Annotated in this window: 25 protein-coding genes; 14 read left to right on the plus strand and 11 right to left on the minus strand. The window is 42.2% G+C overall.

Translation table 11 applies throughout. From position 1 onward, the window contains the following. Nucleotides 1-20: 20 nt before the first annotated feature. Nucleotides 21-239: a DUF5342 family protein gene (locus FLK61_RS06975; RefSeq protein ID WP_176008767.1), complete on the minus strand. Its 219-nt coding sequence runs from the start codon at nucleotides 237-239 to the stop codon at nucleotides 21-23. A gap of 100 nt (nucleotides 240-339) precedes the next feature. Here FLK61_RS06975 and FLK61_RS06980 point away from each other — a divergent pair, with 100 nt between their 5' ends. The 4 genes from FLK61_RS06980 to FLK61_RS06995 all read left to right on the plus strand — a co-directional run bounded on the left by FLK61_RS06980 (nucleotide 340) and on the right by FLK61_RS06995 (nucleotide 3,467). Further along, nucleotides 340-1,479: a DUF445 family protein gene (locus tag FLK61_RS06980; protein WP_176008768.1), complete on the plus strand. Its 1,140-nt coding sequence runs from the start codon at nucleotides 340-342 to the stop codon at nucleotides 1,477-1,479. An 84-nt stretch (nucleotides 1,480-1,563) separates the two neighbouring features. Further along, entirely contained in the window at nucleotides 1,564-1,920 is a 357-nt protein-coding gene (locus FLK61_RS06985) for a YlbF/YmcA family competence regulator (RefSeq protein WP_176008769.1), read from the plus strand. Between the two features lie 201 nt (nucleotides 1,921-2,121). Continuing rightward, nucleotides 2,122-2,949 carry an HAD family hydrolase gene (locus FLK61_RS06990; protein ID WP_176008770.1) on the plus strand — a complete coding sequence of 276 codons (828 nt, stop codon included), beginning with the start codon at nucleotides 2,122-2,124 and terminating at the stop codon, nucleotides 2,947-2,949. Between the two features lie 77 nt (nucleotides 2,950-3,026). After that, nucleotides 3,027-3,467, plus strand: a complete 441-nt coding sequence (locus tag FLK61_RS06995) for a PaaI family thioesterase (RefSeq protein WP_176008771.1) — start codon at nucleotides 3,027-3,029, stop codon at nucleotides 3,465-3,467. A 52-nt stretch (nucleotides 3,468-3,519) separates the two neighbouring features. On the opposite strand, the gene FLK61_RS07000 is transcribed toward FLK61_RS06995, so the two are convergent. Continuing rightward, nucleotides 3,520-3,705: a YhzD family protein gene (locus FLK61_RS07000; protein ID WP_176008772.1), complete on the minus strand. Its 186-nt coding sequence runs from the start codon at nucleotides 3,703-3,705 to the stop codon at nucleotides 3,520-3,522. A 67-nt stretch (nucleotides 3,706-3,772) separates the two neighbouring features. Between FLK61_RS07000 and FLK61_RS07005 the strand changes: the two genes are divergently transcribed. The 5 genes from FLK61_RS07005 (at nucleotide 3,773) to yhaM (ending at nucleotide 10,651) form a co-directional block, all read left to right on the plus strand. Then, nucleotides 3,773-4,945, plus strand: a complete 1,173-nt coding sequence (locus tag FLK61_RS07005) for a metallophosphoesterase family protein (RefSeq protein ID WP_176008773.1) — start codon at nucleotides 3,773-3,775, stop codon at nucleotides 4,943-4,945. After that, nucleotides 4,942-7,347 carry an ATP-binding protein gene (locus tag FLK61_RS07010; protein ID WP_176008774.1) on the plus strand — a complete coding sequence of 802 codons (2,406 nt, stop codon included), beginning with the start codon at nucleotides 4,942-4,944 and terminating at the stop codon, nucleotides 7,345-7,347. The genes FLK61_RS07005 and FLK61_RS07010 overlap by 4 nt, the downstream gene beginning before the upstream one ends. Before the next feature lie 175 nt (nucleotides 7,348-7,522). Beyond that, entirely contained in the window at nucleotides 7,523-8,194 is a 672-nt protein-coding gene (locus FLK61_RS07015) for a response regulator transcription factor (RefSeq protein ID WP_176008775.1), read from the plus strand. After that, the gene (locus FLK61_RS07020; RefSeq protein WP_176008776.1) at nucleotides 8,191-9,552 is read left to right on the plus strand and encodes a sensor histidine kinase; all 1,362 of its coding nucleotides are present in this window, start codon (nucleotides 8,191-8,193) and stop codon (nucleotides 9,550-9,552) included. Before FLK61_RS07015 ends, FLK61_RS07020 begins: the two co-directional genes overlap by 4 nt. Nucleotides 9,553-9,706: 154 nt before the next feature. Then, a complete protein-coding gene (gene yhaM / locus FLK61_RS07025) occupies nucleotides 9,707-10,651 on the plus strand; it encodes a 3'-5' exoribonuclease YhaM (RefSeq protein ID WP_176008777.1) in 945 nt (314 codons plus the stop codon). 57 nt (nucleotides 10,652-10,708) lie between these two features. Here the strand turns inward: yhaM and FLK61_RS07030 are convergent, their stop codons facing one another. Continuing rightward, a complete protein-coding gene (locus FLK61_RS07030; RefSeq protein WP_176008778.1) occupies nucleotides 10,709-11,035 on the minus strand; it encodes a hypothetical protein in 327 nt (108 codons plus the stop codon). Nucleotides 11,036-11,310: 275 nt separating this feature from the next. Then, on the minus strand, nucleotides 11,311-12,267 hold the full coding sequence (locus tag FLK61_RS07035) for a foldase protein PrsA (protein ID WP_176008779.1): 957 nt from the start codon (nucleotides 12,265-12,267) through the stop codon (nucleotides 11,311-11,313). Between the two features lie 152 nt (nucleotides 12,268-12,419). Between FLK61_RS07035 and FLK61_RS07040 the strand changes: the two genes are divergently transcribed. Further along, on the plus strand, nucleotides 12,420-12,506 hold the full coding sequence (locus FLK61_RS07040) for a YjcZ family sporulation protein (protein ID WP_176011163.1): 87 nt from the start codon (nucleotides 12,420-12,422) through the stop codon (nucleotides 12,504-12,506). Between the two features lie 20 nt (nucleotides 12,507-12,526). Then, on the plus strand, nucleotides 12,527-12,613 hold the full coding sequence (locus FLK61_RS07045) for a YjcZ family sporulation protein (RefSeq protein ID WP_176011164.1): 87 nt from the start codon (nucleotides 12,527-12,529) through the stop codon (nucleotides 12,611-12,613). Between the two features lie 36 nt (nucleotides 12,614-12,649). On the opposite strand, the gene FLK61_RS07050 is transcribed toward FLK61_RS07045, so the two are convergent. Then, nucleotides 12,650-12,829, minus strand: a complete 180-nt coding sequence (locus tag FLK61_RS07050; RefSeq protein ID WP_176008780.1) for a hypothetical protein — start codon at nucleotides 12,827-12,829, stop codon at nucleotides 12,650-12,652. Between the two features lie 173 nt (nucleotides 12,830-13,002). Here FLK61_RS07050 and FLK61_RS07055 point away from each other — a divergent pair, with 173 nt between their 5' ends. After that, on the plus strand, nucleotides 13,003-13,566 hold the full coding sequence (locus FLK61_RS07055; protein WP_176008781.1) for a YpmS family protein: 564 nt from the start codon (nucleotides 13,003-13,005) through the stop codon (nucleotides 13,564-13,566). 41 nt (nucleotides 13,567-13,607) lie between these two features. Here FLK61_RS07055 and FLK61_RS07060 read toward each other — a convergent pair whose 3' ends face one another. From FLK61_RS07060 to FLK61_RS07075, 4 genes are all read right to left on the minus strand, one after another. Beyond that, the gene (locus FLK61_RS07060; RefSeq protein WP_176008782.1) at nucleotides 13,608-14,147 is read right to left on the minus strand and encodes a DUF3267 domain-containing protein; all 540 of its coding nucleotides are present in this window, start codon (nucleotides 14,145-14,147) and stop codon (nucleotides 13,608-13,610) included. A gap of 397 nt (nucleotides 14,148-14,544) precedes the next feature. After that, the gene (locus FLK61_RS07065; protein WP_176008783.1) at nucleotides 14,545-15,135 is read right to left on the minus strand and encodes an HTH-type transcriptional regulator Hpr; all 591 of its coding nucleotides are present in this window, start codon (nucleotides 15,133-15,135) and stop codon (nucleotides 14,545-14,547) included. A 312-nt stretch (nucleotides 15,136-15,447) separates the two neighbouring features. Beyond that, nucleotides 15,448-16,518, minus strand: a complete 1,071-nt coding sequence (serC, locus tag FLK61_RS07070) for a 3-phosphoserine/phosphohydroxythreonine transaminase (protein WP_176008784.1) — start codon at nucleotides 16,516-16,518, stop codon at nucleotides 15,448-15,450. Between the two features lie 14 nt (nucleotides 16,519-16,532). Beyond that, on the minus strand, nucleotides 16,533-16,952 hold the full coding sequence (locus tag FLK61_RS07075) for an HIT family protein (RefSeq protein WP_176008785.1): 420 nt from the start codon (nucleotides 16,950-16,952) through the stop codon (nucleotides 16,533-16,535). 149 nt (nucleotides 16,953-17,101) lie between these two features. Here FLK61_RS07075 and FLK61_RS07080 point away from each other — a divergent pair, with 149 nt between their 5' ends. Continuing rightward, complete coding sequence (locus FLK61_RS07080) at nucleotides 17,102-17,854, plus strand: ABC transporter ATP-binding protein (protein WP_176008786.1); 753 nt, start codon at nucleotides 17,102-17,104, stop codon at nucleotides 17,852-17,854. Then, nucleotides 17,841-19,055, plus strand: coding sequence for an ABC transporter permease (locus FLK61_RS07085; protein ID WP_176008787.1), 1,215 nt, complete (start codon nucleotides 17,841-17,843; stop codon nucleotides 19,053-19,055). Before FLK61_RS07080 ends, FLK61_RS07085 begins: the two co-directional genes overlap by 14 nt. A gap of 661 nt (nucleotides 19,056-19,716) precedes the next feature. On the opposite strand, the gene FLK61_RS07090 is transcribed toward FLK61_RS07085, so the two are convergent. Together FLK61_RS07090 and FLK61_RS07095 are read right to left on the minus strand one after the other, a co-directional pair. Further along, nucleotides 19,717-20,898 (minus strand): amidohydrolase, encoded by a 1,182-nt coding sequence (locus tag FLK61_RS07090; protein WP_176008788.1) that lies wholly within the window; start codon nucleotides 20,896-20,898, stop codon nucleotides 19,717-19,719. Nucleotides 20,899-21,038: 140 nt separating this feature from the next. After that, nucleotides 21,039-21,776: a cytochrome c biogenesis CcdA family protein gene (locus FLK61_RS07095; RefSeq protein ID WP_176008789.1), complete on the minus strand. Its 738-nt coding sequence runs from the start codon at nucleotides 21,774-21,776 to the stop codon at nucleotides 21,039-21,041. Nucleotides 21,777-21,856 lie beyond the last annotated feature (80 nt).

The following is a 21,856-nucleotide window of genomic DNA, read 5'->3' on the forward strand; positions in this document are numbered from 1 at the left end:
ACATGGTATCCTTTCTGTAACTATGATGAATGATCTTCGTATACATGATAGAGCATGAGATCATGGACAGCTTTCTCGAGCTCGTCTTTTTTGGACTCGCTATCTAATTGCTTCCATTCGATCGAGCCATCTGCATGGTACGTGCCTGTATGTCTCGCTTGATTATGAAAAAACGAAAAGCTCCAGCCACGCTGCGCGGAAGCTTTATTCCGTTGTTTATATTGAAAGTGTGAAATCATTGTTGCCTCCCATAGTACGGTTTTTACTTATCGTATCATGTTGCCTGTTGGAAAAAAAGGGATGGGAGTAGCTGGTTTGCCATAGAGATGAGGGATTAGGATGAATGATTTTGTTTTTATACTCGTATTGATCGTTGTAGGGGCATTACTTGGAGGTGGGACTAACCTTGTCGCAATCCGAATGCTGTTTAGACCATATAGAGCGTGGCACATTGGGAAATGGCGCGTCCCGTTTACACCTGGTTTAATACCAAAGCGTCGAGAAGAAATTGCGGTAAAGCTCGGAGCATTAGTAGAGGATCATTTAATTACACCTGAAGGGATGCAAGTTAGACTCAAGGACGGGATTCTTTTTAGTGAGGTAGAAAAGCGTCTACAACAAGGCGTAAGTGAGCTCCTCGTGGAGGATGTGACGCTCGACGATTGGTTGAGTGAACACTTGCAAAAGAAGGATCAGCTTAAACAGTTGCGTGCGTCGGTTGAGCTCGGCATTCAAACAACAGTGAAGGAATGGGCTTCTGATTATAAACACCGTCCTCTTGAGGAGTTTATTCCAGTGGAATGGCGTTTTCAGGCGGAGAAATACGTGCCACTCATTGCAAATACGATCACATCAAAAGGTGCCGAATATCTTGGTTCCGAGGAGGGACTAAAGCAGTTAGAGCAACTGATGGTAGGCTATTTGCGCTCAAAAGGGAGCATGTCCTCTATGTTTGGACGAGTTGCTACCAGATTTTCGCTAGCGGCAGTAATCTCCAGAGAGCTCGTATTATTTTTACAGAAAAAAGAGACGACAGCTTTAATAGAAGAATTAATTCGCAATGAGCTTGCAGATGCCCTTAAAAAGCCACCAAGCGAATTTATTGAAGAAGACAGAATGGACTATTATATAGATAAAATTACGACGGCAGTCATTGGAAAGACCCCACTTATTAGTGAGTGGAATCAGCCCTTAAAGGCGTGGAGTGGCAGATACGAGGAGCTACTTACAAAAACAATTATTCCGCAGGTAATGGCAACAGCTTCGCTTATTTTAAGCAGGTATTTAGAGACGATCATGAAGCGTCTTGGCATTAAGCAAATGGTCGAACGCGAAATAAACGCGTTTCCTTTAAGGCGACTTGAGGAAATACTATTAATGATCGCTAGCAAAGAGCTTAAAATGATAGCCGTTTTAGGCGGTTTAATTGGAGGACTCGTTGGACTCGTGCAAGGATTACTCGTAGTTTTTGTCCTTTAATGGGTGCAAAAGACTATTATTCATGTTATAGTCGTACGGAGCTAGTGTGTATGAGACACACAAAACTAAGGAGGAATTTTATCCATGTCTACACTTTTAGACAAAGCGAACGAATTAGCGCAAGTTTTAAAGGAAAGCGAAGAATTTACAAAGCTTCAAAATCTTCATAACGAGATCAACGAAGACGAAGTAGCAAAGAGAATGCTTGATAACTTCCGTAATGTACAGCTTGAGCTTCAGCAAAAGCAAATGCAAGGTCAAGAAATTACAGAAGAAGAAGTACAGCAAGCACAAAAGCAGTTCGAACTAGTGCAACAGCACGAAAAGATCATGCAACTAATGGAAGAAGAGCAACGCATGAGCCAGCTAGTTGGCGAAGTTAACAAAAAGATCACAGAGCCTCTTGAAGAGCTCTATGCAGTAGATAATACAGAGCAGTAATTCTGCTTAAGGGTGAGCCAACTTTATGTTGGCTCCCTTTTTTTGTTTTTTAAAAGATAAAACTACGTTAGTCCTGTCGGAATCCTTCGATTTGCCACCTTTCCAATAATCCCACCCGCCCCCTATTTTCTCACTAAACAAGCATGAATATAGGCAAGCCGTCATAGGGTGTAGTATTCGCGTATAAGGGGGCAGGCAGCTATGACATACCGCATCGTTGCGCTTGATATTGATGGGACATTACTTCGTGACAATGAGAAGATCCAGAGAGAGACAAAGGAAGCGATTCATTCGCTTCAGGACAAAGGAGTGTTTGTTACGCTCGTTACAGGGCGGTCGTATGTCTCGGCAGAACGAATCATGAAGCAACTCCGACTTAAGCCATTCCCACTCATCACCCATGAAGGGGCATTCATTGGACAGGATAGTAAATATCCGCTTGCCGCTCATAGGCTCACACCTGAATTCGTTCTAGATAACGTTCGACACTTTGAATCCTACCACTGTCATATGAAGCTTTATGGGGAGAAAAGAGTGCTCGCCAATCGCCATCCAGAAAAAAGTCAGTTGTTAAAGCGTATGACGATAAAAGCTTCTGAGCCATTACTTTACTCCACAACCTATGTCGATTCACTATCCGACCATTTGATCGAAAAGCCAGATTCCTTCTTGCATATGGATATCGAATTTATTGACGCAGAAGAGAGAAGGAGTGCAGAGACAGGTTCATTTCCTTCGATCCGAATCAATGACCGCACGCTTCGAATCGTTCACCCAAAAGCATCAAAGCTACAAGGACTGCTGCATATTTGTAAGCTTTATCAAATTAAGCAGGAGGAGATTGTTGCTGTCGGTGCATGTGAAAGAGATCGTGATATGCTTCAGTACGCTGGACTAGGAGTTGCGATGGGGCAGGCGCCGAAAGAAGTAAAGGACGTTGCTGATTGGGTAACGAGGTCCAACGAAGAATTAGGCGTTGCGTATATGATAAAAGAAGTTTTTAGAAAGCAGTACTCGATACTCATGTAGGTTATACGTACTTTCGTTGACCGCTCCCCTTCCTAACGCTACACTTATATAGAGGTAAGATACTAGGAGGAGTGGCAATGGATAAGCAAAAATGGACAAAACAGGCGGAAGCTGCCGTAGAAGCACATACGGATGGCTCGCCAGATGTCTTTATGTATAAAATGTTAGATATGACGTTTGACTATTTTGATGATCCAGAGGAAGTTGTCGTCAAAGCTCCTGTGACAGAAATTATGCTTAATCCCGTGGGGTTCATACATGGTGGCATTATGACATACTTGGCCGATTCCGCTATGGGGCACCTTTGTGCGGCGTTTAATGACCTTCCATCTGTATCATTAGAGCTTAAAACACAGTTTTTGCGCACGGTAAAAACCGGTTCATTAACGGCAAAAGCATCCTTCTTAAAAAAAGGGAGAGGCGTCCAGTTTGTCGAATGTATTATCTACGATGATGAGGAACGCGTTCTCTGTAAAACAACAGGCACGTTCTATCAGGTTGATCCAACCTCTACGTAAATAAGAAAGCTGCTCTTTGTCTATATAAACAAAGGGCAGCTCCTTTTGGCTTTTACGGGTGAAAATGCAGGAGGCCTCCTGAAGATTTGACAAGGCGACTTGGCGCATTAAGCAAGCTCTCCTCTTCTAAGCGAGCGAGTGCAAGCTTTTTAGCCTCTTCATCATTCGATGCCTTGACTACTTCGTTAATAAGGTGCTCTCCTTTTTTACCGTAGGCAGTTAAATAGAACTGATTCATCTTTATCCTCCTCCAATGAAAACGGATACAAACTTATCGTACTATGAAATACAAAATAAGGAAAGGGGTGTCTACGATCGTTACATTCATTCACTGTGCGGATATTCACTTAGGGCGATCAGGCGCCAACGTTGGCTACGAGGCAACGGAGAAATCATTCATGCGAATCTGTGAGGAAGCGGTCCGCCGTGATGTTGAGTTTATCATCATAGCTGGAGACGTTTACGATCAAGAGAAAAGGTCTCTTAAAAGTCAGTGGTTTTTTAGTACATGCATGCAAATACTTTTAGATGCTAATATTCAAGCGTATGTGGTTCACGGTAACCATGATCCAACTATTGGAGAAGATAAACTTGTCTCTTTTCCTCAAAACGTTCATGTCTTTTCTACAGAGGGAGAAGGGATGATCCATCGCACATCACGCGGAGAAGAAGTGGCATTATATGGATTTAGCTATCCTACGCGAGCATATACAGAAAATCCACTACCCATGTATCAAAAAACGCTTGAGGCAGACTATCATATTGGAGTATTGCACGGTCAGGAAGCTACGAACACTGATCACGAGCCTTACGCCCCCTTTTTTGTGAGAGAGTTAGTAGATCTAAGGCTTGATTATGTGGCATTAGGTCATATTCATGTGCGTCAAGTGCTCCAGCATGATCCTCCTATTGTGTACTCAGGAAATGTGCAGGGTACGAATCGAAAGGAAGCTGGTGAGAAAGGCTGTTATGCGGTGACGCTTCATCCAGGCGGCCATGAGCTTGAGTTTGTGGCAACGCACGAGGTTTTGTATCAGACAGAGCATGTTTCTATAGATTCTATGCAGGATGTGGATGACATAGTCAACCTATTGCGGAAGCGACTAGACGAGAGTAAACCGACCAATTTGACGTTACAGTTTTCTGGTCGAGGAGCGTTGCATCGGTTTTTACTTGAGGAGAGTAACCGTGAAGAGCTGAAAGAATTATTGGAACAGGAATTTCAAATACAAATCGAAAAAATAATGGTACATACGAAGAATGTGTTAGATTTTCAAATCGAGTCGTTTCATGATCACGTGGCCAGTGATATTGTTCAAGCGAGGCGTAAGCTTGAGCACGAGCATGCTTTATTTGAGGCAATTCGGCGCAAGAAGCTTACGTCTATCGTGGAACCAATGCTTGAAGAGGAACGAGCAGCTATTTTATATGAAGCAGAGCAATTACTTCTTCAGCAAGTACTGGAGGAGTCGGAATGATACTTCGAGAAATTATCATTGGTCAATATAAGCAGTTTAAAAATAGGCGAATAGCATTGAATGGAGATCGGGTCGTGTTATTTGGACATAATGAAGCTGGGAAGTCGACGATTCTCTCGTTTATTGAGTCGGTTTTATTCGGATTCAAAGAGGCACAGTCACAGTATCATGGCGCACTCGTTTTTATGGACGAAGACGAACGCCAGTGGACAATAGAGCGGAAGCAAATTCGAAATAAACGAGGCGAGCTTACCATTCTTGAAGCAGATGGAAAAACGTATACGGGTGAATTGGCGGATCTTTTGCCTGACCTAGATCGCAATTCGTTCACAGCTATGTTCCACATAAGTCTTGATAGCTTACAACAAATGAATCATATGGATGCAGCTGAGCTGAAGCGTTACTTATTTCATTCAACAAGTGGAACGAAACAGCTGTTTGACTATGAGGAAACATTACGAAAAAAGCGGGAGCTTCTCTATAAAGCAAGAGGGACGACCCCGCTCATAAACGCACGCGAAAAAGAGCTTGGTATTCTCCTTGAGAAAAAGCGAGAGCAGGAGTCTGAACGCTTAACTTACGACGCAGTTTGTCAATCGGAAGACTCGCTTCGACAGAAGCTTTTAGAGCTTGAAGAGCAACGGGAGCAGGTAAGAGAAACCGTAAAGCTTGAAGAAAAAGTAGTGACAGTGCGTCCCCTTCTTTTAGAATGGCTTGCGGAGAAAGAAAAACCAGAGCCAAAAACCCTCGTGAGTGTGCAGGATCAAGAGGCGATAGGTCGTATAAGAGAGGCAAGCCTCGAAGTTAACCGAGAGCTAGCGCGTATCGATGCAGATTTATCCCATATAGATTCGTCGCTAGACGCACTGCCCCCGTTATGGGGGAAAGAAAGAATGCGTAAAGCCCGCTATGCTACTACCAATTTTGCAACCTTTACTAGTAAGCAAGAGCAAGCAGAAGATGCGGAAGCAGAGCTTAATGTACTAAAACATGAAAAGGCACAGATTCAACAAGAGTTTAAGACGGAGGAGTTTCCCGCTCTTCAGATAGGCAGATACGAAGAGGAGCGGTTTCATGAGCTCTATACAAAAAAGGATCGCGAAGCATCAGCACAGCTCCCCGTGTTAACCGGGATTCCGTTATTTTTACTTGCATTAGTTGCTACCGTGTTTGGCCAGTGGATCATCGCCGCTCTGTCTGTTCTTGTCTATCCGATTATTTTAGCTTTAGGCCGCAATAAAAAACCTAGAGGTGGAAGGTTTACAGAGTGGGCCGGAATAGTTGGGGCTACGAATGGTAAGGATGCCTCATATTACCGTCTATTGATTGACGCGTATAAGGAATGGCAGGGAGTCAAGAAGCGAGAGGACCGAGCAATCGACCAACTTCGCAAAGCTACGGCAGAAATGGATGACTATTTAGCAAATCTTGAAATAGAACACATTCCAGATGACCTACATGGATTTATTGCAGGGTTAAATATTGATTTACAGACCCAAGATAAGCTTCGACTAAAGCGTGACCAGCTACTGTTAGATAGGCAGACGTTAGCCCAAAAGCAACAATCGACCCTGCAGGAGCAACAAGTTCTGAAGAATGAGGAACAAGCAATTTATGCTACGTATCACCTTGAGCATTCAGAGGAATTTGATCAAGCAATGGAAGCAACCATCGTATTTTTACATGCAAAAGAAGCAATTGCAGCACTAGATATTAAGCTCGCTTCTATGATTCCTGATAAGAAGGACTTAGAATATGCGATTACACATGTACATGAAAGGGAATCGATAGAAGAGCATAAAGAAGTACTTCATAAGCTTCAAAAGGAGCATACAACACTCCTTGAAGCACTAACAGAGACGCGAGCACAAAGGCAAAAGCTAGAGCAGGATGGTACGTATGAAGATACACTCCGCGAGATTGCACGCTGTGAAGCAGACCTAGCGGATTTAACGAGAAAGTGGGCTGTGTATGAAGCGGCAATTAAAATGATTGAAGAAGTCAAGCATATGTACGAGACGGATAAACAGCCTCAAGCTGTAAAACGAGCTATCCATCATTTTCGTGCGCTCACAGATAATCGTTACGTGAGTATCTATGCCCCTATTGGCGAAAATCGGTTTATTGTCGAACGCCATGATGGCAAGCGATTTGATCCTATTGAATTAAGTAGAGGGACGATGGAAATGCTTTATATTGCTTTACGTTTTGCCCATATGGAAACACGTCAAACGCCATTCCCAGTGTTTATTGATGAAGCACTAGTAAACATGGATATGGGTAGAAGACAACAAATGTGGGAGTTCCTTCACAAGCAGCAAAAGCAACTTTTATTTTTCACCTGCCATGAAGCAATTAGAGATGAAGCCCAAAAAAAGGACTTTCGTATGGTAGGACTGTAGAAAGTTCACGCGAAGGTGCTTAATTTCTTGTAAAATTCTCGTTCACTTTCAATTCTCTAAAAAAATGTATTAGAATAGTAGGTAAATAGTGTGGAGTAACCCTCCTCCTATATAACGCAGTACATCCACTACGATGAGTAAAAAGGAATAGTCTATTATACAAGGAGGATCACTAATGAGCGATTACAATGTGTATTTAGTTGAAGATGAAGATAACTTAGGTAAAGTAATAAAAGCATATATGGAGAAAGAAGGCTGGAAAGTCACCCATTTTGTTGATGGGAAGGACGCATCCGAGCATATTAACGATAATCCTCACCTATGGGTATTGGATATTATGCTACCTGGAATGGATGGGTATCAACTATTAAAGGCAATTAAAAGTGCTGGTGATACGCCTGTCATCTTTATTTCAGCTAGAGATAAAGACTTAGATCGTGTCCTCGGACTTGAGCTTGGTAGCGATGATTATTTAGCAAAGCCATTCCTACCAGAAGAACTAGTTATTCGTGCTAAAAAAATGCTAACGCGTGTATATCCTCCTGAAGTACAGGAAAAGGATGCTATTGAGCTTAACGGCTATCATATTGATCCAACGGCTCGAACCGTGCATGACGGATCAAGCGCTATTGAGCTTACAACGAAAGAAATGGATTTAGTCATTTTATTAACGTCTCATATCGGAGATGCATTATCACGTGAATCCATTATTGAGTATGTTTGGGGTGCTGATTACTTCGGCTCCGAGCGCGCGGTCGATGATGTTGTAAGACGAGTACGCAAAAAGCTTCCTAGAATTCATCTAGAAACATTGTACGGTTACGGGTATCGGGTCCTCTCGTCATGATTCGAATGAACTTAACGCAGCGAATTTGGTTTTCTTTTATTTCCATTCTTTTACTCGTTGCGCTTTTGATCGGTGTTATCTATCCAATTTCGTTACAAGGAGCTTTAACGGAAGAAACTTATAGAATTATCGAACAAGAGCAGGCAAGGTTTGCGAATCCAGAGGGGAGCTATTTTGTTCCGCCTGAATCGGATCTTGATTTTATTGAGAGACAGGAAGCAGAACGTTCTGTTTTCCACATTTTATTACTTAGTCAGCTACTCATTCGCGAGGGAGATCCGGTGCCAGACGAGGTGCTACTCGAAATGGGGAATAGCGCACAAGAACAAACAACGAGAAGGGGCAGGTATGAGCTGACCTATAATGGAGCGAGCCTGTTCTATGTCGTCTATAAAGTGTACACAACTGATGGGGAAGACTACCATATTTCTTACATGTGGGATACGTACCGTGATCAAATGGTGGATCGCCTTTGGGGCAGATTAAGTTACATTATGCTCTTTGCGGGACTTATGAGTCTTGTGCCAGCATTTTGGCTAAAGCATTACTTAAAGCAACCATTAGCAAGCCTTGGTAGTCACTTTGAGCAGATTGCGGAGCGGAATTGGAAGGAGCCCTTCCACTGGGAGGGTGATGAAGACTTCGAAAAGCTATCGAACCAGTTTGAAAAGATGAGGCAAAACCTCATCCGCTATGACTCCGCACAAAAAACGTTTATTCAACACGCATCGCATGAGCTAAAAACGCCAATTATGGTAGTAAAAAGCTATGCCAAATCGGTGAAGGACGGTATGGTTCCGAGCGAGAATCTAAATGAGACGATGGATGTTATCATTGAAGAATCTAATCGGATGGAGAAGCGAGTTAAAGATATGCTTTATTATACGAAGCTCGATTCGCTTAAAGAAGCCCCGATGGAGTTTAAAACATTCCCATTCGGTGGTATTGCTTATCACGTGGAGCAGCGCTTCCGCATGGCTCGCGAGGACGTCACGATCTATATCGAAGGTGACCAAGTAGAGCTTGATGGTGATAAAGAGCTTCTTACGATTCTTCTCGAAAATCTCGTTGAGAACGCACTGCGCTATGCTGTCGATAGCATTGTTCTAAAGGCGACAGAAGAGAACGGTGACGTAAAAATCGAAGTAAGCAATAACGGGGAGACCATTCCTGATGAAGAGTTAGATCACATCTTTACTCCATTTAGAAAAGGGAATAAAGGTCAGTTTGGACTTGGACTCGCTATTGTGAAGCGGATTTGCGAGCTACATGGAGGGTATCCATCTGTTCGAAATGAATCAAATGGTGTAAGCTTTAGCATGGTATTACCTCGTAAAAAAGATATCCAAGAAGGATAATGGACTTAGTTTAAAAGCCGGCGGAATCTGCCGGCTTTTATGCTTTTTTGTAGCACAATTATTGGCAGAAATAGTGTGTCTTTCGTTTCTACACAGCTAATGGAATATGGTATAATAAAAATACGAACATATAGTCGGAAAGGGGCATGTCCACATGAAAAAAGGAATCGACCACCATCAAATAGGTGATTCCGTAGAATTGTACCTATTAATAAAGCTCGTTAAAAAGGGTCTGGCTAGTAATGGCAAACCTTTTTTATCGTTACAGCTTTCCGATAAAACCGGTGAAATAGAAGCAAAGATGTGGGGAGTAACTCCTGAGGATGAGCAAACCTTTGTAAATAGCCAGATCGTTCACGTACAGGGAGACGTGCAGGATTTTAGAGGAATGAGACAGTTGCGCTTAAAGTCCATCCGTCCTGCTTCTATGATGGATCAAGTAAAGCCAGAGGACTTTATGCAGTCGGCTCCTCGAAATAAAGAGGAAATGCTTGAGGAAGTGAATCAATATATCTTTGATATGAAAAATTCCAAAATCCAGCGATTAACTCGCCACCTTTACAAAAAGCACCAAGCAGAATTTGCTGTATCGCCAGCTGCAACTAAAAATCATCATGAATATGTCTCTGGGTTACTCTATCACGTGTGCTCTATGCTCCAGCTAGCAAAAGGAATTGCTACGTTATATCCAAGCCTCGATACAGACCTGCTTTATTCAGGTATCATTCTACACGATATGGCGAAAGTAAGAGAGCTCTCGGGACCGATGGGCACCCAGTATACGGTAGAAGGTCAGCTATTAGGTCATATTTCGATGATTGCTAGTGAAATTGATGAAGCTGCAAAGGAGTTAGATATTCAAGGCGAGGAAGTGACAATCCTTCAGCACATCGTACTTTCTCACCATTCTAAAGGGGAGTGGGGCAGTCCGAAGCCACCGCTTGTGAGAGAAGCAGAGATCATTCATATGATTGATAATGTAGATGCTAAAATGAATATGATGGACCGTGCGCTAGAGAGAGTGTCACCTGGTGAATTCTCCGAGCGTATCTTTCCAATGGAGAACCGGTCATTTTATAAACCAACATTCCACGAATAAAAAAGATGCTATCTTCTGCAATTATTGCAAGGAGATAGCATCTTTTAATTCTTGTGATTAGGTTGTTTGTTGAATAAAATCATCCCCACCAAGCTCTCTTGCAGTGGCTTTGATTTCATCCTTCGTAAATTCTACGACAACCTCTTCATTAAATTTAGTAGCGCATTTTGATTCTTGCCATTCCGCCCACGTTAATCCGCGGCAATCCTCCCATGCTTCCTTCCAGTGGACTAATAAATAACTCTCGACGCGTTCTAAAACCGTTGGGAAGAACAAAAGTGGAGTACGCTCACCAGAAGCCTTCATTTTATCTAATACTAACTCAACTAGTTGCTGTTGAAACTGTCCATATGTCATATTCTCTAAAGTTAGTTCATTCATCATAATCCTCCTTAAATGTTGGTTGTAATGCTTCTATTCCCTAAATAACCTTGTTAAAACATTACAGTTAGATAACAATGATTAACGTTGCGGACTTATGCGGGGTGTTATTTTAAAGGGGAGAAAGTGGTTACATGAATCGACAAATTTCGCGTTATTACTATATCGGAATAATTTGTGGGTACTTAGAGTATGTGTACTAGCGTGGGAGGTCTTTACCGTACGATTTTAAAAGAAAAAGACCACCCCTATAAGGGTAGTCCTGTATGAAATAGTCACTATTCTTCTGAGTTATTTTCTTCGGTATCATCATCAGATGTCTCTTCTGTCTCTGTCGATAAGTGAGCAAAGTCCTCATCTAACACGTTGACGTCCACATTTTGAATCAGCTCTTGCTGAACTTCGTTCATTTCAAATAGTTTGCGGTCGTTATAAGAGGAGCGGAGTTGATCCACTACTTCTTCAAATTCCTGTTCAAATGGTGTCCGCCCAGTAACTTCAATAATGTGGTAACCAAACTGACTTTCAATTGGCTCGCTAATCTCACCTTCTGCTAAATTAAATGCGGCCTTTTCGAATGGCGGCGTCATAGTACCTCTACCAAAGCTTCCTAAGTTACCACCCTCAGCAGCAGATCCTGGGTCAACGGAGTACTCCTCTGCAAGCGTAGCAAAGTCTTCTCCGTCGTTTAGGCGATCAACTAGCTCATTTGCAAGCTCTTCTTCTGAAACTAGAATGTGGCGAGCTTCTACCTCTTGCCCTTGATCATACTCCGCGCGAAGTGTTTCATCATCGACTTCTTCAGGATCGCCGACGATACTTGCTAAAACGAGATGCTGCGTTACTTGCTGGCGAAGAACTTCTTCATTCGGAATTCCCTGCATTTGCATCATTTCATAAAATTGTTCTTCCTCTTCCATTCCCATTGACTCCATGAGGAATTGGATTTCTTCATCTATGTCCTCATCGGTCACTTGTTGATTCAAAGCTTCAGCTTCAAAGATCTTGCGTTGGATAAGCGTTTGAAGAGCCTGCTCACCATACATGGCACGAAGCTCACTCATAAGCTCTTCCTCCGTAATATCTCCTACGCTAGTCTCGGCAATTACTGCCCCAGATGCTTCATTTGTGTTTGCATTATTCGTTGAATTACCTTCATTCGTATCCTCATTCGTACATGCTACAAGCAAAAGAATGGATAACGAACTAATTAATAGTCCCTTTTTCATTTTCATTCGTCCCTCCTAGCTATCATCCACTTTAATATAGCACAGGAATAGATCACCTATCCATACTTTCCCTAAAATTTAGAATAGGTAAAGCGTCTATACGCATGAAAGAGACCTCCATACACTGTTAAAGAATACAGGATGAGGAGGTCATGACCATGTCACAAGGAAATCACTCTGGATTTGCGTTACTAGTTGTTTTATTCATTCTGTTAGTCATCATCGGCGCTTCTTGGTGCTGCTAATCAGTTAGGAGGGTAAACGCATGAGCTACACAAATAACAATGGCTTCGCGCTACTTGTTGTCTTATTTATTCTGTTAGTAATTGTTGGAGCTGCTTGGTGGTATTAAAAAAAGCGAACAGGTTTTATGACCTGTTCGCTTCTTTTATGTTAAGTAAATGCGGAAGAATGAGGACGTAATGAGGATCGTGATTAACACATTAATGGTACGGAAAATCTTTGCCTGCTTTTCTTCCGGAATTTCTTTTTGTACACATAATGAGTTCGTCATTGAGTTAATCACAAATAAGTAAAATGTCGCAAATAAAACAAACGGTATATACATAAATGGACCCCCTAATAGCGTTCCTTTTATAATCTATTGTAAATATGAGTCATTCCCGCTTAAAATGGCGTTATCTCGAAAGAAAACGAGGGAATGAGTGAAGTATCTTCTCTAGTTTAACAAAGTTTCGTTAGAATAGAAAAGAATCTTTACTAATTTTGAGGAGGAAACCTATGAATAGATGGAAAATAGCTTTTTTTAGTCTTATAGCACTTTTACTACTTCTCCTCATCGGAGGCGGGATTTGGATCAATCAGCAACTACCTGACGCGTCTGCAGAGCCCTTTGACCGTCCAGCTGTCGACACAGTAGAGGGACCGTCTTTTACCGTTACAACAACGCGTGAGGACTTAAACAGTTGGCTTCAACAGGAGCTTCAGGGTGAAAATCAAGAGTTTGATATTACAATTGATGAAGCTGTTTATTTTCAAACGGAGCTTGCATTGTTTGGAGTGTCTATTCCTGTGGAAATGACACTCGTTCCTGAAGTCACGGAGGAGGGGAATCTTTGGTTACTAGAAGATTCGTTCCGCGTAGCGTCATTTGAGCTACCATCAGAGCAAGTTTTCGCCCTTATTGAATCAACTGTAGACCTGCCAGAATGGATCACGGTGGCACAAAACGAAAGAGGCTTTTATGTAGATATCGTAAATGGCGTATCAGAAGATTTTCAAATTCAAGTAGAATCTCTAGATCTTGAACAGAATGATATTGAACTCCTTATAACATCCAAATAAAAAGAGAGAGGCTGCTAGATTGGCAGTCTCTCTCTTTGACTTTATTCTTGACCTTTTATTAATACGTAAAAACCTCTTTGGTTTTCTTCAATGACAGATTCACTTGGGGCAGAACTAATTTGCTTAAACGTAAAAAAGTCATGTAAACATAGACCGAAGTTTAACGCAGATACCATGGAGATGTAATGCAAGTACTGCGGGAACATGATCGCTGCTAAAATGGATCCAGCTGTAATAAATAGCGCTGGCGAGATAGTAGCAATTAGGCTAATCTGCTTAGATAATGGCTGTCTTGTTGAATAGCAAAAGTACGGCCAATGATTTCGCTTTAATCCAAATGTAGCTTTCTTTCCTACTAGCCAGATTGGTAGGCAGTGTAAGAAGGAGTGCAATGGTAGCGTTAATAGTAACGCCACAGTTAAAACAAAAAATCCATGATCGATCATTGGTGCATTCACGACAAACGTAGAAAACACAGTATAGAATATCATAAAGTATGCAAGAGTCATCGCAATCGATAAAAACCACATACGTCCTTTTCCAATTTCCTGTTCAATGGAGACTGATTTGACACAGTTCATTTAAACAACCCCCTAACGGACGACTAAATAATTCTTAAAACCACTTCTGTAATTTACTCCTCTTTTGAAAAGAATGCAATGCTTTTCTTTAAAAAAAATCGTTAAAAAGTGTAAATTATTTGAGAAGGTTTAAAAGGGGGAGTTAAAAGCGGTTACATAAGCACATTAATAGGTGAATATAGTGATGAATTCTGAATATTGTGTTTGAATAGTAAGTGAACGGATAAGTATAAACGATTAGCGCAAAACTCTACGCGACGAACGGATAACTAAGCGCAACAAACAGATAACCATCACCGCCGCAATCTCCGCATCGCCCAACTCATCGAACCCAAACAAAAAAGCTGTCTTATTCCGAAGGGGGAGCCTCCCGAATAAGACAGCTTTCATATATAAATTAAGAGTGCGTGACGTCGACAGAAGGACTATCTTTCGCGACAGCAACAATTTTACCGTCTTCCTCGGTGAACTCTTCGTCAAATTTTGAAAGAGACTTTTCAAAAATATCAATAAAATCAGGACCGTACACGTGCTTAACGATACTCATCAATTCCGAGAATTCAGGGAATTTACCGTAAAGATTTTTAATGGGGAGAGAACCACCGTAAACGCCATACGTAGAAGGGCTATACGTCTTAAATGTCTCAAGTAGAAGCTCTTCTCCTTTCTCCGTTAAAAAGACATACGTGTTACGCTTATCGTTATCTTTTTTTGAGAAAGATAAATATCCGCGCTCCTCCAGTTTTTTTGAGAAGTTAAAGGCCGTGGACACGTGCATCACGCCAAATTTAGCGATATCCGAGATAGATGCTCCTTCTAAGTGATGGGCGATCCAAAGAATGTGGTGTTCGTTTATGTTTAAGTCATAGGGCTTGATCCAGGCCTGCCAATCTTTTTCAATCGATTTCCATAAAGCTTTGCTGAGCTGGGCGATTTTATGACTAAACATAAGAGATTGTTTGATAGAGTGCATTGGATGCTGATCCATAGTCTCCCTCCATTTCATATAAAGTTTATCCCTAACAATGTTTTACTAGGAAAATGTTATATCCATAATAACACAATAGATTTACTATTCTCAATATCATTTCTGTATTTTCTGAATATTTATTTGTGCTTTTCTCAGATACAGATGTTAGTATGAGGGAGATATTACCTCGCTTAATCCCTTATAATGACATAAAATAAAAACGAAAGACGCATGCAATCGTATGGCATACGTCCTCATTTTACTAATTTACAATAATGTTTTTTGTTTCTAAAGAAAAATTCGCATTCTTGTAAATTATATTAAAAAATCTCACTTCTGAAAATCCGACATTAATGTTAGTAGTGCATCAATCGCATCGTCAGTGATTGCGTTGTAGTTAGAGACGCGACATCCACCGACACTTCTGTGACCGTTAAGCCCTAAAAAGCCTCGATCGGACGCTTCTTTTAAGAAGGCTTTATCTAACTCTTCCGTTTGCAAACGGAACGTGATGTTCATCAGTGAACGACTAGTTTCGACCGCATGACCTTGATAAAATCCATTAGACTCATCGATAGCACGATAAATACGGTCTGCTCTCTCTTTAGCGCGATCCGCCATCACGGACACACCGCCAAGATTTTTAATCCACTTTGCGACAAGGCCAGTCATATAGATAGCTGCAGTTGGTGGCGTATTGTAAAGAGAATTTGCCTTGGCGTGCTGCTTATACGAAAGGGACGGGGAAACATCACGGGCTTGCTCTAATAACTCCTTTTTAATAAAGACGAGCGTTACTCCTGACATACCAGCATTTTTTTGTGCGCCTGCGTAGGCTAAGTCTATGTTATCCCAGTTAATCTCTTTGCTTAAGATATCACTCGACATATCCACAAACACAGGATGCTTCGCTTTTTTAGGGAGCTCCCCCCATTGGGTTCCAAAAATCGTATTATTTGATGTTACATGCACATACGCTGTATCGTCAGGGGCTTTGTGTAAATCCACCTCAGGTATAAAGCGATAGTTGTCTTCCTTTGATGAAGCAAGGAGGGAGGTTTGACCAAAATATCCAGCCTCTTTTTGCGCTTTCTCCGACCAGGAGCCTGTAGAGACAAACTGTGCGGTTTTATCTGGGTGGAGGAAATTCATCGCCGTCATCGCAAATTGTACGGAGGCACCACCTTGTAAAAAGAGAATCTCAAACGTCTCAGGAACATTTAAAATCTCGCGCAACGTATCACGTGCTTCGTAGTGAATCTTCTCATAAACCGCACCTCGGTGGCTGAGCTCCATGACCGCCACAGATGATTGCTCGATGTTGAACATTTCATTTTTCGCCTGTTGTAACACCTCTGCTGGAATCGGACTCGGTCCAGCGTTAAAGTTATATACGGTCATTATTCTAGCCTCCGTTAAGATAATTGTGATTGAATCTGTTTAGCTAAGTTATCGCGATCGTCACTCGTATAGTTACCCGAGTTATCAGGCCACTCAACATCAAAGGAATCACCTTCGTAGCGAGGGATTAAATGAATGTGGTAGTGAAAGATAGATTGACCTGCTGGCGCTTCGTTATTGTTAAGTAAGTTCATACCAACTGGCTCAAAAGCTTGCTTTAACGCATTCGCAACTTTTGGAACTGCTTTAAATAGCTCGCTCGCCGTTTGCTCCTCAAGCTCGTATACATTTTTTTGGTGGTCCTTTGGAATAACTAACGTATGACCTTTTGTCACTTGTGTTAAATCTAAAAATGCATAAACATGATCATCCTCATACACCTTAGCGGAAGGGATTTCTCCTTCTACGATTTTACAAAAAATACAGTCGGACATATGTATCACCTCAACCTATTATTGTTGGAATATTCGTTCATTCGCTATCGTATCATATTCTAGTAAACTTGTGTATAAAGCTCCTACTGTTAATGAGGTGGGAGAATACGGTATAGTAAGCATGAGAACAAAAAAGAAGGTGGGTTACCATGACACAATTACTTAAGCTAGATTCTGTTACTGGCGGCTACCAGCGCACGAAGCCAGTTTTAAAGGATGTTTCATTTGAAGTAAATCGGAATGAAATAGTTGGTCTTATTGGACTGAACGGAGCAGGGAAGAGTACAACCATTAAACATATTTTAGGGCTGATGGAGCCTCATAGCGGAACCATTACACTGCAAAATAAGCTCATTAAGGATGACGTAGAAGCGTACAGGAAATCGATCGCCTACATACCAGAAACGCCTTTACTTTATGACGAGCTTACGCTGTGGGAGCACTTAGAGCTTACTGCAATGGCTTATCAAGTACCGCAGGAGGAGTTTGCTAATAGAGCAAATAACCTCTTAAAAGAATTTAGAATGACAAAGATGAAAAAATGGTTTCCTAACCAATTTTCTAAAGGGATGAGGCAAAAGGTGATGATTATGAGCGCCTTTTTAGTCAATCCTTCTCTTTATATTGCGGACGAGCCCTTTGTGGGACTCGATCCTGTAGGAATTAGCTCCTTCCTGCACCACATGCAGGAGTTTAAAGATAGTGGTTGTGGCATTCTGATGTCGACCCATATTTTATCGACAGCCGAGAAATACTGCGATCGATTTATTTTCTTACACCACGGGGAATTAATTATGCAGGGAACGATCGAGGAGCTTCGCGAGCAGGCGTCTATGCCGGGGGCGGATCTTGACGATATTTATGTACAGGTAACAAAGGAAGAGTCCAATGAGGGAGCATAACGAGCTTTGGACCGATCGTAAAAATGAGTATTGGACGATGGCGATCCGCTACTTGCGGTTGATCGGTAACAGTGGATTTTTATTCGCTATCTATTTATTGATCGTATTTGGTAGCTATTATTATGGACAATTTATTGAGTGGCTACCGGAAACCTTCCCAACGGCGATTCTTTTAACGGTAGTCTTTAGCTTGATGATTACAAGAGGTCGCGTACGCACATTCATGAAGCAGGCGGACCTCGTATTTTTACTTCCTATGGAGGCACGTTTGAAGGAGTACTTTAAAAAGTCACTTGTATACAGCCTTGTAATGGAGACGTTTTGGCTATCGCTCGTGTTCTTTTTATTCTTACCTTTATACGTAGACCGGATTGGGACAGGTGGCGACATCATCTTTGGCACACTCGCTCTTTTTGCACTACTAAAACTGTGGAATTTACTCACAAGCTTTGAGGAGCAACGTATGCTTGAGCGCGCGGGACTGCACGTCGGCGTTCGTTTCGTGCTCAATGTGATGGTCGTCTATGCCATCATCACCGTTCAATCTCTATGGGTGATCCTTGCGTTCGCAGTCATTCTCACTCTCATTTACATTCTCTATTTTAAAAAGCTCTCTATCTACCAGCTTAAATGGGAGCGACTAATCTTTATTGAGGAAAATACGGTGAGAAGCTTTTACCGAGTCGCAAACAATTTCACGGATGTACCTGCTTTAAAAGAAAAAGTGAAGCCAAGAGCGTGGGCGAACCCAATTATTCAGCTTGTTTCATATAAGAACGAGAACGTGTATCGGTATTTATTTGCGCGAGCATTCTTTCGGGCAAATGATTATCTTGGATTCTATGTGAGACTAACTCTACTTGGTCTACTATTTATTTGGGCGGTAGACTTACCATGGGGAATGGTTCTAGTTGCAGCGTTGTTTGCGTTTATGACGGCTATGCAGATAGAGACGCTCAAAAACCACTATCGCACCCATACAATTGTGTCTCTCTATCCAATTGATCAGGAGACGAGAATCAATGGGCATCGCTATTGGTTACTTTTTTTAGGTAGCTTTCAAACACTGTTATTTGCGGTTTTCGGATTGCTATTTATGGACGTGGTAACAGCAACGCTGATTTTAGTTGCTGTTGCGGCAGTGTATGGCTATCACAGTCAGCTGAGATTGCCTCGAGTGTATAAAAAGGAAAGAAAGTAGTAAGCAGGAGCTAGGAGTACATTCAGATGAATGTGATCCTAGCTTATTTTTTATAGAAACGGCGAGCTAGGGGAAGTTTGCGCGATTAATTTTATTGCACGCAGTTAACGGTGGTTTTCGCGCGATTGACTGCTCAACATACGCAGTCGGCTCCTTAACTCGCGCGATTCGTCCTTCGATTTGCGTGATTAATTTTATTGCACGCAGTTCACGGTGGTTTTCGCGCGATTGACTGCTCAACATACGCAGTCGGCTCCTCAACTCGCGCGGTTCGCCCTTCGATTTGCGCGATTAATTTTATTGCACGCAGTTAACGCTGAATTTCGCGCGATTAGCTACTCAACATGCGCAGTCCGCTCCTTAACTCGCGCGGTTCACCCTTCGATTTGCGCGATTAATTTTATTGCACCCAGTTAACGGTGGTTCTCGCGCGATTGACTGCTCAACATACGCAGTCCGCTCCTCAACTCGCGCGGTTCGCCCTTCGACTTGCGCGATTAATTTTATTGCACGTAGTTAACGCAGAATTTCACGCAGCACAGTCTTCCATTCGCGCCATCTCTGCCTATCCCAATAATAAAGAGGCCAATATAACGAACATTGGCCTCTCCATTCAACGAATACTTATATCGCTGTTCTTCCACAATTATTCAGCCTGCTCTTACAAAACCCCAACTTCCTTTAACACCACATTACCTAATACCTTAGAAGCATGTAGCATCGCTCGTTCATCAAAGTCAAAACGTGGATGATGGTGTGGATAGGCAAAGTCTGCCTCTGGATCCATGGCACCTGTAAAGAAGAACGCTCCACGCACATTTTCTAAATAATAGGCAAAGTCCTCGCCGCCCATTTGAGGCTTTGATAACGTTACCTGCTTTGTATCGTCAATGGACTTAGCCAGCTCTGCAATCAACTGCGCTTCTTTCGCATGATTAATTAAAGCGGAGTAACCGCGAGTATATGTGCAGGTAGCTTCAGCGCCGTAAGAAGCGGCAACATTGGAGACGATTTGACCTAAACGATCCTCCATCGTCTGACGAACCTCTTCAGAGAAGCTTCTAGCAGTCCCGGTAATCTTAGCGGTATCTGCAATAATGTTGTATGCATTGACAGCCTCAAATGCACCAACTGAAACAACGCCAGCCTCCATTGGGTCAATGCTACGACTCACGATATGCTGAATAGACTGCACAATTTGAGATCCAATCAAAATTGCGTCTTTCGTGTAATGAGGCTGAGCACCGTGACCACCTTGACCTTGGATGTCAATTTGGAATTTATCCGCAGCAGCCATTAACGCTCCCTCTGTATATTCAATCGAGCCTAGAGGGGTAGTTGCCCATAAATGTGTGCCGTAAATAGCCTCGACACCATCTAAACAACCATCGGCAATCATCGCCTGAGCACCACCAGGCGCGACTTCTTCTGCATGTTGGTGAATAAAGACAATCGTACCTGTTAATTCATCCTTTAACTCATTTAATACCTTGGCAAGCACGAGTAGTGTAGCCGTGTGTCCGTCATGCCCACATGCGTGCATTTTACCTGGCACAGTTGATTTATATGGCACATCCTTTTCGTCCTGCATAGGCAATGCGTCAAAGTCCGCTCTAAGTGCAATCGTTGGACCAGGCTTACCTCCGTGAAGCTTTGCTACAACGCCTCGCTCGCCGACTTTCTCGCGTACCTCGTGCCCTAATTTTTTGTGATATTCTGCTATGTATAAAGGTGTTTCAACCTCTTCAAACGATAGCTCTGGATGCTGGTGTAAGTACCTGCGAATCTCCACCATTTCCTCATAATATTCTGTTAATTTACTCTCGAGCTGATCTTTGACCATGACACGTTCCCCCTTCAACTAAACATTTCATCTACAAGTGTAGCAAACAACGTCAGACCTTTCCATTTTTTACGTAGAAAAATGAACAGGATTTTCTCCCATTAAAAAAGCAGGCACAAACGCATGCCTGCTTAAATCAATTAAATACCGAATGGAACAAACTGTGATAGGTAGCCGGCCATTCGTGAGAAGAGACCAGTGAACAGCATAATACCAAGTGCGATCATGACAACCCCTCCTGTTTTCTGAAAAATAGGAAGGAATCGGTTGATGTTGCGAATCTTGTCCAATGATTTGGCATACAGCATCGCAACGAGTAGGAATGGAATACCCAGACCAAATGAGTAAACGAGCAGTAGGAGCATACCGCCAGCAGGGTCATTATTGCTTGCTGCAAGCGCTAGGATCGAGCCTAAAACAAGGCCAATACAAGGTGACCAACCAGCAGCGAATACGAGTCCAAATAATACAGAACGACCAAAGCTTGCTGATTTTTTCGGCTGGTGCAGACGTTTTTCGCTCATTAAGAATTGAAACTGAAAAATACCAACCATCTGTAAACCGAATAAGACAATAATTATACCGCCTAGCTGTTCGATGAGAGTAGAGTTCATTAAAAAGAAGCGTCCTAAAAAGGAGCTGGAGGCACCGAGAGCTAAGAAGATCGTCGTAAATCCAATAATAAAGCCGATGCTACGGCTAAAGACGAGTTTCCTCGTCGCCTGAAGCTGGTTATTTGAAACCTCTGAGCCTGTTAGTTGCGCGAGATAGGCAGGCACTAGAGGAAAGACACATGGGGAGAGAAAGGAGATAACTCCGGCTAATAGTGCTACCCAAATAGATAAAAATGTTAATTCATTAATGACAAATGAGTCCATGACGTACCCTCCGTTTCTTTACGCTTTCACTATACAGGATCAACTTATTATTTCCTACAATTCTTCAAAAAGTGTCACGA

This window comes from Paenalkalicoccus suaedae (assembly GCF_006965545.2).
In the GTDB taxonomy this organism is placed as follows: Bacteria; Bacillota; Bacilli; order Bacillales; family Salisediminibacteriaceae; genus Paenalkalicoccus; species Paenalkalicoccus suaedae.